We start from the raw sequence: 13,030 nt of genomic DNA, 5'->3' as shown, positions 1-13,030 counted from the left end.
GAAGGTTATTTGGTGCAATAGGGACACAATAGTGTATCTGTAGGTGATCAAATTAACCTAAGGGAAAATGGAGTCAGAACATTTTTCATAATGGCTGTTTTTCGTTGGCTGGATATCATTCTCAACCATAAAAATAATACAAATGCGTTACTTAGAAATTAGTGCTGACTAAAAAAGCCAGCACTTTGTTATTAATCTGAGAGATTAATTTGATATCGACACTTTTCTTTGCAGGTTATTATCACCGACAAGAATGCCACCGGCAAAAAGCACAGCATCTTCAGGTAATAATTCATTTTGGCTATCTGTCTTTTCTAAGACAAAATTATACACGTTTGATGGTTCTGATTTTCTCTGTTTAACTGAGGTAAGGGTAGTCTGACCCTCACGTGTATGTATTGTATCACCGATCTTAAGTTCATCGGCTTTGACTATTCCTCGTAATGTTGAGACAGGATGTGTTGGAGTCAGTGAAACCTGCTCACCATTATTGTAAATTAAATCAATAAATTCAGTATCGTGACCTACAATACGGCTTTTTACTTGTAAGATGCCTCCTTGCTTTGTTAAAACTTTATCGCCTGGGCGTATATTTTCAACTTTCCATTTTGAGCCGTTAGCCATATCTATTAATGTGCCTTCAGCAATACAACCATATTGGATATGAATGGGTGGATAAATGAATTGTGACGGATTGTCCCTAGCATGGGGGGCATTGGTATAAGAAAATGGGACAGCAAATGCGTTATCGCCTTGCATTGTTATAATAGTAGCCTGTAGGTCTAGTATATATCTTTCATTATTCCTCCAGCATATTGATCCAAAATCAGCGTAGCCTGTGTTTTTAGAAAAGTCCCACGATAAATTTGTATTATTACCTTTGTCAGGATCATCATTGACTTTTGTATGTTTCCAAAATGTATCTTCATTTATATTTTTTGCTAATTTACATGCGCCGCCAGTATCAAGACCGACCAGAGTCAGATCTACCTGTGATTTCTCTCCTTTATCGTTTTTAGACTTTCCGATTGTATCAATTTTGATAGGGTTATTGAATGTGACATTACCTATTATTTCCAGCTTTATTGTTGGATTACCTGGTGATGTTGGACCATAATCGCATTGACTAGGAGTTCCTGATTCAGGGTTTGCTCTATTTAAGCAAACGATTATCGGACTATCATCCGTTGGTAGATTTTTTACATAAGTCGGTGCTTGGTTCTCCATTGTGGCAGGCTGATAGTATTGAGCGAGATCTTCAAGGTTTGTCAGTGTATTTGACACAATTAATACTGGGCCACTAGTGAGAGGTTTCCCGCTTTTTTTCCCCTGGAAACTAGCAACAGTCTGAATAGAATCAAGTTCAGCAAGATTATATTTCTCAGTACCTATTGAAAAGTTTCGTACTTCTGTGTTGATTGCTTTTCCGTGTTTGGGTACGAGTATTGTTCTGCGCTTCCCATTTTTGTCTTTGCCAAGAATTGAGAGGGTACCCTGTACCGATATCTGTTGAGCGTTAGTTTTAATGGTATCGTTGCTTAAAGTAGTAAGAGGAGGAAAATATATGGAGCTAAGAACTTGAGCTGAAACTAATTTGGAATCTTCAGAGAATACTATTCTAGGATTACCAAAATGATTTGTTGGCTCTGTAGACGAGTTTGATATATCAAGTGATTCTCCTTGATCGAATATTACTTTTTTGGACGCTTTCATAGTCTTGATATTTTCAAAAATATCAGGATTGTTTTGTTCTGTAATACCGTGGGATTTTAATAATGCAATATATCCTTTCTCATTTTGCGGTTGAGTTAACTCGAGCGTTATAGGTTTATTAGGTTCAAGGCTCTTTATGAGCTGAAACATAGCCTGACTTTCCTCGTCAGATAACTTAATTTCGGTATCCGCAAAGCAGGATATTATAGGGGCAAACATCATGATGAAAAAAATAAATATTCTGTTATATAGAGTCATAATTTTATTCCATGAAGTAATAAATGGTTTATAAATAATGAATTACACATATTTTATATGATATTATCTGTATATAAATATAATATTAGAGTGTCACTATTCACTGAATCTTAAACTGATAGTGAATTAATGTTGTAATTTCATATTGAAAGTTATGAGTAAGGATAAAGATGCATAATAACTCCTCTTAGTTAGACAAATAGTTTTAAGAATATATATGTAACATTTTGGTATTACAGGATTAAATGGATACTAAATAAAGATGGTATTATAATTAATAGTTCTTTGTAAAAAATTGTCAAGTTTCTCATGTCAAATTGTTAACAAACCCCACTGTTTTTCTTGTAGGACTTTTTTAATTTCATTCATCATAGAAGACGATGCCCGGTGGATATACAGGTAATAAAGTGCTATTAATAAAGACACTTTCCTTATATTTTTCACTGCTGCAAGTAGATACTGTATTTGTGCTTTCGACAGATCACGGAGCCGAGTATAATAATGACCATGATATTGTTTCGTATCGGTAAAGTTCCATTTCCATCCACAGGAACCTGAGATAAACTGGGCATCACATTGTTATATCATTCCTGACTGGCATGAAAAGAACTTCAGCTACTTATCTTGAAGTTCAAAAAAGTAAGATACGGGGCCATACGGCCCCGTGTTACTACAATTTATTGCCGGAAACGCTGATACTTTCTATTTCTTCCTGCAACTTCTTTCGTTTCAAGTTCCAGAGTGAATCTTCTGGCATTTGGATGCGAATATCTAAACGACAATGTTCAGAAATATCACAGGGTTCCCCATCTTGGTAGAATACCTGTTTGCCATTATCATCAACAGATTTGAGCCGCCAGTTCTGAAATTTCTCAGGTAAATGCGAATGTTGGCGATGGCAGGTTTCAATGATAATAGAACCATCAGGTTGGATATGATCGTCAACGAAAATCAATTCAAGATTATTATTGTTTTGGGGAACAGAAATACCGCCATGCACACCCCAAGCGCCATCAGTGTTATAGCCTGAAATATTTGATATGCGGTATATGCCTGTTCCTTCTTTTGTTACTTCTGCTCCCTCTGATTCTTCATTAGTTGAAAATGTGCCATCAGGATAGATTTCTATTATCGGAGAGGATATTTTTAGGTATCCATTAAAATCTGGTCTGGCATTAAGATTGTCCCAAAATTTACGTGTAAGTTTATAATATTCATTTATATGATCTGTACGATATGTATCGCCAAAATGGGTAAAAATCAGCCTGTGGCTCCATACATCGTCTTCCCCCTCGCTTGATTTACCATTCATATTGCTAATTCTTAATTGAACGCCACCGTTGCCACGTGGCAGCCCATATTGAGTCAGGAACAACGCGGAGGGGTTAAACCCGGAACAACCATTATGTAGATTTTCCAATCCGTCCAGATCACCGTGTTTCATTGAATGTATTACATTATCTGTTGATATCGCTCTTACATCCTCAGCATCAATAGTAATATCCCCGGTTAATACTTTCCCATTTATTTTTCGGGTATTGGGTACTTTTTCATTAATATTTTTACGTAATGAATTTATTATTTCCTGAGCAAGTTTCTGTGTCACTGCCAGCGTGTCATTATCGCCAATTTCATTTGTTAGTTGAACAATTCCCTTTTGTGTTAATGAGGCATTGGGAATTTTTGCTGTGGTTACTTTTTCTAACGCTTTATTTAACTGCACGGTGAGTTTATCTCTATCTCCATCATCCAGAACATCCTCACCAGATTGTGTTGCAATAAAATCAGCCACCACCGATGATATGGTTGACGATTGACGTAATACCTTATTTAACAAGTGAATGTAAGGGGAAATATCACCTGCTGGAATTCCATCTTGCAAATTTTTATTAATTTCATAATCTCCTTGGCTCAACACATTAGAATTCTTGCCGAAAGAAAAAGATTTAAAATCATTTTTTTGATTCATAAACACTCCTTATATAAAATAACATTATTTTATAATCAACATATTGAATTATTGAAAAATACTTCAATAATTCATATCAATTACAGTCTAGTTCAGTTGATTAATAATTAAATGTTCTTATAACTTAAAGGATTAACTATTTTTAGTTAATTGGTGAAAATAAGAAATTCAACATGTAAAAATTATTGTTATCTCTCTTAATTTCTTATTATAAAACACCCTCAATAATATCCGCATTATTTAATAATCAATTTACAGTGAAAACATTAATGAAATAAAATTTTACAAAGATTTAATTTTGAAGTAAATGACCAGAAAAAATAATTATTCATTTAATGAGTATACATATACCAAGCCTTCAGTTTCTCAAAAATTCCATTTAGACCAATTAAATAGCTTTCCATAATACCGATACACCTATGCATTTTGTTTTCTTCTTGAACAATATTGGTTCTATAACCTATCTCACTGTTTTCACGGGCCGTTTAGATGAAAAGGCTGTATGTCTTGGTGCACAAGGGCTAGTTGGAAGTGAAGCATAATTATGAAAGCTTATTTAATGTTTTGTGACAATGAAACATTAGCTCGACTCAGTAATACCAAATGCTTTTTCCAGTCCAGCAACAACGCTTTTTCAGCTTCTGACCGCATCTTAGTTTCAACAGCGTATTGTGGTGGTGACTGGTGCGAGCCTGGAAGTGCCGGTCTGCGAGAATCGGGGTACTAAGTCATTATCCTAAGTTTGGTGAGGTTTGTCACAAGGAGGAAGTTTAGTTTTCAAGCTGCGTGCCATTATTGCTATCTGAATGACAGTCAAATGGTGGCTATCTCACTGCTAATGCAACGTTAATAACAATATTTTCTTAAGGATGAAAATAAAAAGTTAATTTTAAAAGTCATTTCACAGCAATATGGAAATCAACAATTATCTAAAGAAACAAATAATTAACAATATGCCAACCAAAATGAAATAATAGATAATACAGTTAACACTGGCCAGAAAAAAATTATTAAAATCAAGTTATTACTATAGCATTATTTTTCTAATTTGCTTAAATTGATCCTGATCAATAAGTTCCCATTAAACAATAACTGCAATTATTGACCTACATTCAGAATTCTAATCTGAATCACGTAAAACGTATTTATTGTATGGGAATATAAGCGTACTATACTATTAGTCTAATTAGGTTTTTAATTCACTTGGTAATGAGTTGTTATTTTAGAGGCATTTATTGCTGGTAGTTATAAGGTTTCCGTTTTAGAACTCTGAATAGGTTCTTGTACGAAGCCAGGTTGCCGCAAGCCGGTGCTTTCCTGCTAGGAGCAAGGAGTCAAGATGTTTGATATTGTCGAACTGTCACGATTACAGTTTGCCTTAACTGCAATGTATCATTTCCTGTTCGTTCCGCTAACGCTTGGCATGGCGTTTTTGCTGGCGATTATGGAAACGGTATATGTGCTCTCCGGTAAACAAATTTATAAAGATATGACAAAATTCTGGGGCAAGTTATTTGGTATTAACTTTGCTCTGGGTGTCGCAACAGGGTTGACCATGGAGTTTCAGTTCGGGACTAACTGGTCATATTTCTCTCATTACGTCGGTGACATTTTCGGCGCGCCTCTGGCGATCGAAGGTCTGATGGCGTTCTTCCTGGAGTCCACATTCGTCGGTTTGTTCTTCTTCGGTTGGGATCGTCTCAGTAAAAAACAGCACTTGGCGGTAACCTGGCTGGTTGCGTTAGGTTCTAACTTCTCTGCACTTTGGATTCTGGTTGCTAATGGTTGGATGCAAAACCCGATTGCTTCTGATTTCAACTTTGAAACCATGCGTATGGAAATGGTGAGTTTTGCCGAATTGGTACTGAACCCGGTTGCTCAGGTGAAATTTGTTCATACTGTTGCGGCAGGTTATGTGACGGGGGCGATCTTCGTTCTTGGTGTCAGTTCTTACTACCTGCTTAAAGGTCGTGATATTCCATTCGCTAAACGTTCATTTGCGATTGCTTCAAGTTTTGGGATTGCCGCTGTGTTGTCTGTTATTGTGCTGGGTGACGAATCCGGTTACGAAATGGGTGATGTACAGAAGACTAAACTGGCCGCAATTGAAGCTGAATGGGAAACTCAGCCACCTCCGGCAGCCTTTACACTGATAAGTATCCCGGATCAGGATAAAATGGAAAACAAATATGCCATTCAGATCCCTTATCTCATGGGCCTGATTGCCACCCGTTCTGTCGATACCCCGGTTATTGGTCTGCGTGATCTGATGGACCAGCATGAGCTGCGGATCCGTAATGGTATGAAAGCTTATCAATTGTTGGAAGAGTTGCGGGCAGGTAACACGGATCCAACTGTTCGTAGCGCATTCAATGAAAGTAAGCAGGATCTTGGTTATGGCATGTTGTTGAAGCGTTATACCAGCAAAGCGACTGATGCCAGCGAAGAGCAAATCAAGGCCGCTGCGAAAGATTCCATTCCTCGCGTTGCTCCGCTCTATTTTGCATTCCGTATCATGGTTGCAGCAGGTTTCCTGATGTTACTGTTGATTGGTCTGGCGTTTTGGAGCGTTATCCGTGGCCGTATTGGTGAACAAAAATGGTTACTGCGCGCAGCATTGTACAGCATCCCATTGCCGTGGATTGCCATAGAATCAGGCTGGTTTGTGGCCGAATATGGTCGTCAGCCGTGGGCGATTGGTGAAGTTTTGCCAACAGCGGTGGCGAGTTCCAATTTGGCAGCCAGCGATATCCTGTTCTCAATGGCGCTGATTTGTGGTCTTTACACCTTGTTTCTGATCGCAGAAATGTTTTTGATGTTCAAATTCGCCCGTCGTGGTCCAAGCAGTCTGAATACTGGCCGCTACCACTTTGAACAGAAAACAACTTCGGCGCACAATGCTCAGTAATAAACGGGAGTCCACTTATGTTTGATTATGAAGTACTACGGTTTATATGGTGGCTGCTGATTGGTGTGTTGCTAATCGGTTTCGCGGTAACTGATGGTTTTGACATGGGCGTGGGTGTCCTGTTACGTATCATCGGTAAAAACGATACTGAACGCCGCATCATGATTAACTCAATAGCACCCCATTGGGATGGTAATCAGGTTTGGCTGATCACCGCCGGTGGCGCATTGTTCGCAGCATGGCCGACGGTTTATGCCGCCGCGTTTTCTGGCTTCTATGTCGCCATGATCCTGGTGTTATCCGCGCTGTTTTTCCGTCCGGTTGGTTTTGACTACCGTTCCAAACTGGAAAGCCGTAAGTGGCGCAACATGTGGGATTGGGGGATATTTGTCGGTAGTTTCGTTCCGCCATTAGTTATCGGTGTGGCATTCGGTAATCTGTTACAAGGGGTGCCATTCAACGTTGATTCCCAACTACGCCTGTTCTATAGCGGTTCGTTCTTCGGATTGCTAAATCCATACGGTTTGTTGGCGGGTGTGATCAGCCTGATGATGATTGTGACTCAGGGGGCAACTTATCTGCAAATGCGTACTACCGGTGAACTGCGTCTGCGTTCCCGTGCCGCCACTTATATCTGTGCGCTGGTAACAATGGTTGCTTTCCTGCTGGCAGGTGTATGGCTGATTTATGGTATTGATGGTTATGTTGTGACTGGCGGCTTGGATACAATGGCTCAGTCTAACCCATTGCATAAAGAAGTTGCTCATCAGGTGGGTGCCTGGATGACCAACTTTAATCACTATCCGTGGCTGTGGGCGTTACCGGCACTGGGTGTTGTTTCTCCTCTGCTGACGATATTGATGACCGGTATGAATCGGGCAGGATGGGCATTCCTGTTCTCTTCACTGACCATTGCTTGCATCATTATGACCTGTGGTGTGACGATGTTCCCATTTGTTATGCCATCAATCACTAATCCAAATGTCAGCCTGACAATGTGGGATGCGACTTCAAGTTTGTTGACACTGCGCGTCATGTTTGTGGTTGCACTGATTTTTGTCCCAATCATTCTGGGATATACCATTTGGTGTTACTACAAAATGTTTGGGCGTTTGGACAAAAGCTTTATTGAAAATAACAAACATTCACTGTACTAAGGAGCACAGAGCATGTGGTATTTTGCTTGGATTCTCGGAACGCTCTTGGCGTGTAGTTTCGCTATAATCGCTGCCTTAGCACTTGAGCATAATGAAGCGGAAAAAACCGCTGAAAATAGTGAGAAATAATGTTGATAGATAAATGCTATCGGCTGATGGATAAAGGTCCTGTAAGGGGCCTTATCCTTATTATGGCGTTGGTGCTTGCTTCTTGTGTCTTCTGGGATCCCGCCCGTTTTGCGGCAAACACCAGTTCATTGCACTTATGGCAAGGCGTTTTACTCATTTGACATCCTCCCCCACTTTCGCACTTCGTGACTCAAGAGGGGATTCCCGTTAGTGGGCGACGGCTGATCGCTCTGCGTCTGGTTCCTGCTTCGACGGGCGGCCTGATTGCACCCTCCCTCCACAGGCAAGCACGGCATGTCCTGCCGCTAAAATGTTACGAGCTCCGTTGATATCGGCATTTTCCGTATATCCGCATTCAAGGCACTCGAATTGACTTTGTGATATGCGGTTTTCTTTCGCTGTATGACCGCAACATGCGCACCGCTGGCTGGTGTATGCCGGAGGGACTGCCAGTACCTGACCGCCGCGCCAGCGCTGCTTATATTCTAGCTGACGGCGCATTTCATACCAGCCCTGATCCAGTATCGCGCGATTTAAGCCTGATTTAGCCCGAACGCTCCTTCCGGGCTGTTCTGCCGTGCCTTTCGCTGACTTCGACATGTTACTGACCTTCAAATCTTCAATCACGATCATCGCGTGGTTTTTGCTTATTTTCGTGGTGGTCTTATGAAGGTAGTCGCGGCGAATATTGGCAATATGCGAGTGCAGACGCTGAATTTTTCGCTTCTGTTTCTGCCAGTTGGCGCTGAACTTAACTTTGCGGCTTAACTGTCTCTGGCGCTTCGCCAGCTTGCGCTGGCGGGTTTTAAAACTGTTGACCGGTTCGTATATCGTCCCGTCTGAGAGCGTCGCCAGTTTCGATATCCCGGCATCCAGACCCACCATTGTTGTTGATTCGTGGTGTGGCTCAGAGGCTTCTATCTCGACTTGAAACGACACATACCATTTACCCACTGACTGGCTGATCGTGGCATTTTTGATTTTGCCGTTCACCTCCTGCGATTGCCGGAACTTTATCCATCCGAGCCCAGAAGGCAGCCTGACTCTGCGATTTTCAAGGAGACAATATTTTTCAAAATTGACGAACCGGATTGAATCCCTGCCGTCATTTTTTCGTTTCCATACAGGCGCTTTCGCTGCCAGTGTTTTATCGAAGCTACGCCTCCATGCCCCCTGTAAGTCTTTAAGTTTTTGTTGAAGGTTATCGGTGTAAGCTTCCTGTAAGAAGGCGTATTCCGGTGTTTTTTTCCACCCCGTGAGCATTCGGTTGAGTTCAAACGCGGAGGGAAGTTTTCCGCCGGAATCCAGAATGTGTTTTGTTACCTGAAGTCCGTGATTCCAGACAAAACGAGCACACCCGCATAACTGCCGCAAACGCGGCAACTGTTCTTCAGTTGGCTCTAGTCTGAACTTGTAGGCTTTCAGTATTAGCATTATCATTCAGTGTGTAGTAGGTTTACTCTCTATTTTACTGTGCCTTCGGCTAACTTCAATGCAAAAATACAAAATTAATCGTTCACGACATGCCGCCTTTCTTTTGCATGTACATCTTGTGTTTGTGACCAAATACCGTAGAAAGATTCTTGGCGAGCGACACTATTCAGCCTTTCATCAGTATGCAGGTGAAATCTGCCGTGACTTCGGCGCAGAACTTAAAGGGAGTCACGGCGATTTAGATCATGTTCATATGCTGATTGAGTATCCCCCGACCGTTCAGCTATCGGTATTGGTTAACTCGCTGAAAGCGGTAACCTCCCGTCGCTTACGTAATGAGTTTCTGGACTTACGCGAAGCATACGGAAAGGCCGTTCTCTGGTCTCGCTCCTACTTTGCGGGTTCATGCGGTGGAGCACCGCTGGAAGTGGTGAAACAATACATTCAACATCAGCGTGGCTGATGATCCTACGGGCTTTTCAAGCCCGTCCAAATTCCCCTCCCGCCTGATGTCGGCGGGAATACCCTTTGGAGGTAAAGATGGGCTGTGTGCACAGGTGTAACTTTCGGGATGGGTTTTCACCCAAGAAATATTGTCTGGCGTATCTTTTTCTTTCCTCTGCCTGCGTTCTTAATTTTGATTTGGGGCTTGTACCACTTCTTCTATTAGTTAATTCTGTATGTTATGGGATTTTTAGCCAATAAATTTTTTATTTGCACATTATTCCAAAGCTGCATGGTCTTGAGTATAGTGGCAGCGTTAATTCGCCTTACTTAGGATTGAAAGTGAGTAATACGTTGTTCCGTTGGCCCGTCCGTGTTTATTACGAAGATACAGATGCTGGTGGGGTAGTTTATAACGCCCGTTATGTCGCCTTTTATGAAAGGGCCCGCACAGAGATGTTGCGTCAGCATGGCATTCATCAGCAGCGTTTACTTGATGAACAAATTGGATTTGTTGTTCGGCGTATAGTGGTTGATTATCGAGCCCCAGCCCGGCTTGATGATATGTTGGAGGTGGAGAGCGAAATTACGGATATTCGTAGAGCATCTTTGACATTTATTCAACGCATTGTTGATGTTAACGGAATAATTCTTAACAGCGCAGAAGTTTTAATTGCCTGCGTGAATACATCTCAAATGAAGCCGATTGCGCTTCCTAAGTCCATTGTCGCGGAGTTTAAGTAGTGACTGACATGAACATTCTTGATTTATTCCTGAAGGCAGGCCTTTTGGTGCAGCTGATCATGCTTATTTTGATCTGCTTTTCCATTGCTTCATGGGCAATCATTATTCAAAGGACCAAAATTCTCAATACGGCGACCCGTGAAGCGGAAGCGTTTGAAGACAAATTTTGGTCAGGTATTGAATTATCACGCTTGTATAAGGAAAGTCAGTCTCGCCGGGATTCTCTGGGTGGAACGGAACAAATCTTTTATTCCGGGTTCAAAGAATTTGCCCGTTTGCACCATGCAAACAACCATGTGCCGGAAGCGGTGGTAACAGGTGCTTCACGTGCAATGCGTATATCTATGAACCGTGAACTGGAAACACTGGAAAGCCATATTCCATTCTTGGGTACAGTGGGTTCAATTAGCCCGTATATCGGTTTGTTTGGTACCGTTTGGGGGATCATGCATGCATTTATCGCATTAGGTGCGGTAAAACAGGCAACTCTTCAGATGGTAGCACCAGGTATTGCAGAAGCGTTGATTGCAACGGCGATTGGCCTGTTTGCTGCTATTCCGGCTGTTATGGCATACAACCGTCTGAATCAGCGCGTTAATAAGCTGGAGCAAAATTACGATAACTTTATGGAAGAGTTTCTGGCTATTTTGCACCGTCAGGCTTTCGCTGCTGAAAATAAAGCTGAAAACAAATAGTAAGGGGAGAGGCTATGGCACGCACTCGTAGTCGCAAGCGTGAGCTGAAATCCGAAATCAATATCGTTCCCTTACTGGACGTGTTGCTGGTTTTGTTGCTTATTTTTATGGCGACAGCACCGATTATCACTCAGAGCGTAGAAGTTGATTTGCCGGATGCAGTAGATGCCAAAACGGTTTCCAGCTCCGATAACCCGCCGGTCATCGTGGAAGTTTCTGGTGTTGGTCAATACACTATGGTAGTTAACCATGAACGACTGGAATTATTACCTGAGCCGCAGATTATTGCTGAAGCGCAGGCCCGAATAAAAGAGAACCCGAAAACCGTTTTTTTGATCGGTGGTTCGAAAGAAGTGCCTTATGATGAGATTATTAAAGCACTGAACATGTTACATCAGGCCGGTGTGAAATCCGTTGGTTTAATGACTCAGCCTATCTGAGTCTGGCCGGCAGTTGCTGTTATTTAAAGATTTTGGATATCGAGCGTGGGAAAGACAAACGGGCAAAACAATAAGCTAAATCGCGCCGTTATCGTTTCGGTTGTGTTGCATATTATTTTGATAGGGTTACTTATTTGGGGTTCCCTGACGCAAAAAACTGAAATGGGTGGTGGCGGACAAGATGGTTCTGTTATTGACGCTGTTATGGTCGATCCGAATGCGGTAGTACAACAGTACAATCAACACCAGCAGCAGCAAGCTGACGCTAAACGTGCAGAACAGTTACGTAACAAGAAAGCGGAGCAGCAAGCAGCCGAATTGAGAGAAAAACAGGCTGAAGAGCAGGAGCGCCTGAAAGCGGTAGAAGAAGAGCGGATTAAAACGCAACAGGTTGCGGAAGAACAGAAAAAGCAAGCGGTGGAAGCAGCTGCCAAAGCCCGTGAAGAGCAAAAACAGGCAGAAGAAGCTGCGGCAAAGGCTAAGGCTGAAAAAGAAAAACTGATTAAAGATCAGGCTGAGGCACAGGAAAAAGCAGAAGCTGAAGCTAAAAAAGAAGCTGAAGCCGCTGCTGCTAAACAAAAAGCTGCGGAAGAAGCGAAAGCCAAAGCGGAAGCTGAGGCTAAAGCAAAAGCCAGGGTTGAAGCGGATGCTAAAGCCAAAGCTGAGGCAGATGCAAAAGCTAAGGCAAAAGCTGACGCTGACGCCAAGAAAAAAGCGGCGGCACAAGCCGCCAAACAGGCAAGTGAAGTTGATGATTTACTGGGTGGTTTAACTTCTAATGCGCCAAAGCAGGGCGGTGCTTCTGCTGCGGGTAAAGGTGGTGGTAAGAAAAGTGGTGCTTCAAATTCTGATATTAATAACTATCTTGGGCAGATTCAGATAGCAATACAGAATAAGTTTTATGATCCAAGTATGTATCGTGGGCGTATGTGTACATTACGGATTAAGCTTGCTCCTGATGGTTTGCTGATAGATATAAAACCAGAAGGCGGGGATCAGGCACTGTGTCAGGCTGCGGTAGCCGCAGCTAAACAAGCGAAAATTCCGAAACCACCAAGTAAAGAGATTTACGAAGTGTTTAAGAATGCTCCGATTGATTTCAAACCTCAATAAGATTGTTATTTATAGAGATTATTAAT

Annotated in this window: 12 protein-coding genes and 2 pseudogenes; 10 read left to right on the top strand and 4 right to left on the bottom strand. The window is 41.9% G+C overall.

Going from position 1 to position 13,030, the window contains the following annotated elements; genetic code table 11:
• Positions 1–204 precede the first annotated feature (204 nt).
• From ACGF63_RS15755 to ACGF63_RS15745, 3 genes and pseudogenes are all read right to left on the bottom strand, one after another.
• Positions 205–1,971, bottom strand: coding sequence for a Hint domain-containing protein (locus ACGF63_RS15755; RefSeq protein WP_387631908.1), 1,767 nt, complete (start codon positions 1,969–1,971; stop codon positions 205–207).
• Positions 1,972–2,641: 670 nt separating this feature from the next.
• Positions 2,642–3,940: a tail fiber protein gene (locus ACGF63_RS15750; protein WP_036850652.1), complete on the bottom strand. Its 1,299-nt coding sequence runs from the start codon at positions 3,938–3,940 to the stop codon at positions 2,642–2,644.
• Between the two features lie 552 nt (positions 3,941–4,492).
• A pseudogene (locus tag ACGF63_RS15745) lies at positions 4,493–4,609 on the bottom strand (tail fiber assembly protein); the annotation flags it as partial.
• Between the two features lie 670 nt (positions 4,610–5,279).
• Between ACGF63_RS15745 and cydA the strand changes: the two are divergent.
• From cydA to ACGF63_RS15725, 4 genes and pseudogenes are all read left to right on the top strand, one after another.
• A complete protein-coding gene (gene cydA, locus ACGF63_RS15740; RefSeq protein ID WP_387631905.1) occupies positions 5,280–6,848 on the top strand; it encodes a cytochrome ubiquinol oxidase subunit I in 1,569 nt (522 codons plus the stop codon).
• A gap of 17 nt (positions 6,849–6,865) precedes the next feature.
• The gene (gene cydB / locus ACGF63_RS15735; protein ID WP_152962747.1) at positions 6,866–8,005 is read left to right on the top strand and encodes a cytochrome d ubiquinol oxidase subunit II; all 1,140 of its coding nucleotides are present in this window, start codon (positions 6,866–6,868) and stop codon (positions 8,003–8,005) included.
• A gap of 12 nt (positions 8,006–8,017) precedes the next feature.
• Complete coding sequence (gene cydX, locus ACGF63_RS15730) at positions 8,018–8,134, top strand: cytochrome bd-I oxidase subunit CydX (protein ID WP_021325053.1); 117 nt, start codon at positions 8,018–8,020, stop codon at positions 8,132–8,134.
• A pseudogene (locus ACGF63_RS15725) lies at positions 8,134–8,292 on the top strand (cyd operon YbgE family protein); the annotation flags it as partial. The gene cydX and the pseudogene ACGF63_RS15725, both read left to right, overlap by 1 nt.
• Positions 8,293–8,341: 49 nt before the next feature.
• Here ACGF63_RS15725 and ACGF63_RS15720 read toward each other — a convergent pair.
• Complete coding sequence (locus tag ACGF63_RS15720; protein WP_036851020.1) at positions 8,342–9,568, bottom strand: RNA-guided endonuclease TnpB family protein; 1,227 nt, start codon at positions 9,566–9,568, stop codon at positions 8,342–8,344.
• A gap of 58 nt (positions 9,569–9,626) precedes the next feature.
• On the opposite strand from ACGF63_RS15720, the gene tnpA reads away from it, so the two are divergent.
• The 6 genes from tnpA to tolA all read left to right on the top strand — a co-directional run bounded on the left by tnpA (position 9,627) and on the right by tolA (position 13,004).
• Positions 9,627–10,031 carry an IS200/IS605 family transposase gene (gene tnpA, locus ACGF63_RS15715; protein ID WP_023045406.1) on the top strand — a complete coding sequence of 135 codons (405 nt, stop codon included), beginning with the start codon at positions 9,627–9,629 and terminating at the stop codon, positions 10,029–10,031.
• 84 nt (positions 10,032–10,115) lie between these two features.
• The gene (locus tag ACGF63_RS15710; RefSeq protein WP_083335169.1) at positions 10,116–10,238 is read left to right on the top strand and encodes a cyd operon YbgE family protein; all 123 of its coding nucleotides are present in this window, start codon (positions 10,116–10,118) and stop codon (positions 10,236–10,238) included.
• Positions 10,239–10,354: 116 nt separating this feature from the next.
• A complete protein-coding gene (gene ybgC / locus ACGF63_RS15705) occupies positions 10,355–10,756 on the top strand; it encodes a tol-pal system-associated acyl-CoA thioesterase (RefSeq protein ID WP_036850658.1) in 402 nt (133 codons plus the stop codon).
• Entirely contained in the window at positions 10,756–11,451 is a 696-nt protein-coding gene (tolQ, locus tag ACGF63_RS15700; protein ID WP_036850661.1) for a Tol-Pal system protein TolQ, read from the top strand. Before ybgC ends, tolQ begins: the two co-directional genes overlap by 1 nt.
• Before the next feature lie 14 nt (positions 11,452–11,465).
• Positions 11,466–11,891 carry a colicin uptake protein TolR gene (tolR, locus tag ACGF63_RS15695; RefSeq protein WP_152962750.1) on the top strand — a complete coding sequence of 142 codons (426 nt, stop codon included), beginning with the start codon at positions 11,466–11,468 and terminating at the stop codon, positions 11,889–11,891.
• Between the two features lie 45 nt (positions 11,892–11,936).
• Positions 11,937–13,004 carry a cell envelope integrity protein TolA gene (gene tolA, locus ACGF63_RS15690; protein ID WP_387631899.1) on the top strand — a complete coding sequence of 356 codons (1,068 nt, stop codon included), beginning with the start codon at positions 11,937–11,939 and terminating at the stop codon, positions 13,002–13,004.
• The last annotated feature ends 26 nt before the right edge of the window (positions 13,005–13,030 follow it).

The organism is Photorhabdus sp. RM322S, from assembly GCF_042879395.1.
Classification (GTDB): Bacteria; Pseudomonadota; Gammaproteobacteria; order Enterobacterales; family Enterobacteriaceae; genus Photorhabdus; species Photorhabdus khanii.
This window is presented reverse-complemented; position numbering and strand designations above follow the sequence as displayed.

What these genes read in the sequence shown, in the direction of transcription:
- cydA (WP_387631905.1), top strand. Translation starts at nt 5,280, where the DNA reads ATGTTTGATATTGTCGAACTGTCACGATTACAGTTTGCCTTAACTGCA.
- cydX (WP_021325053.1), top strand. Translation starts at nt 8,018, where the DNA reads ATGTGGTATTTTGCTTGGATTCTCGGAACGCTCTTGGCGTGTAGTTTC.
- ACGF63_RS15750 (WP_036850652.1), bottom strand. Translation starts at nt 3,940, where the DNA reads ATGAATCAAAAAAATGATTTTAAATCTTTTTCTTTCGGCAAGAATTCT.
- ACGF63_RS15720 (WP_036851020.1), bottom strand. Translation starts at nt 9,568, where the DNA reads ATGCTAATACTGAAAGCCTACAAGTTCAGACTAGAGCCAACTGAAGAA.
- tnpA (WP_023045406.1), top strand. Translation starts at nt 9,627, where the DNA reads ATGCAAAAATACAAAATTAATCGTTCACGACATGCCGCCTTTCTTTTG.
- tolR (WP_152962750.1), top strand. Translation starts at nt 11,466, where the DNA reads ATGGCACGCACTCGTAGTCGCAAGCGTGAGCTGAAATCCGAAATCAAT.
- ACGF63_RS15755 (WP_387631908.1), bottom strand. Translation starts at nt 1,971, where the DNA reads ATGACTCTATATAACAGAATATTTATTTTTTTCATCATGATGTTTGCC.
- cydB (WP_152962747.1), top strand. Translation starts at nt 6,866, where the DNA reads ATGTTTGATTATGAAGTACTACGGTTTATATGGTGGCTGCTGATTGGT.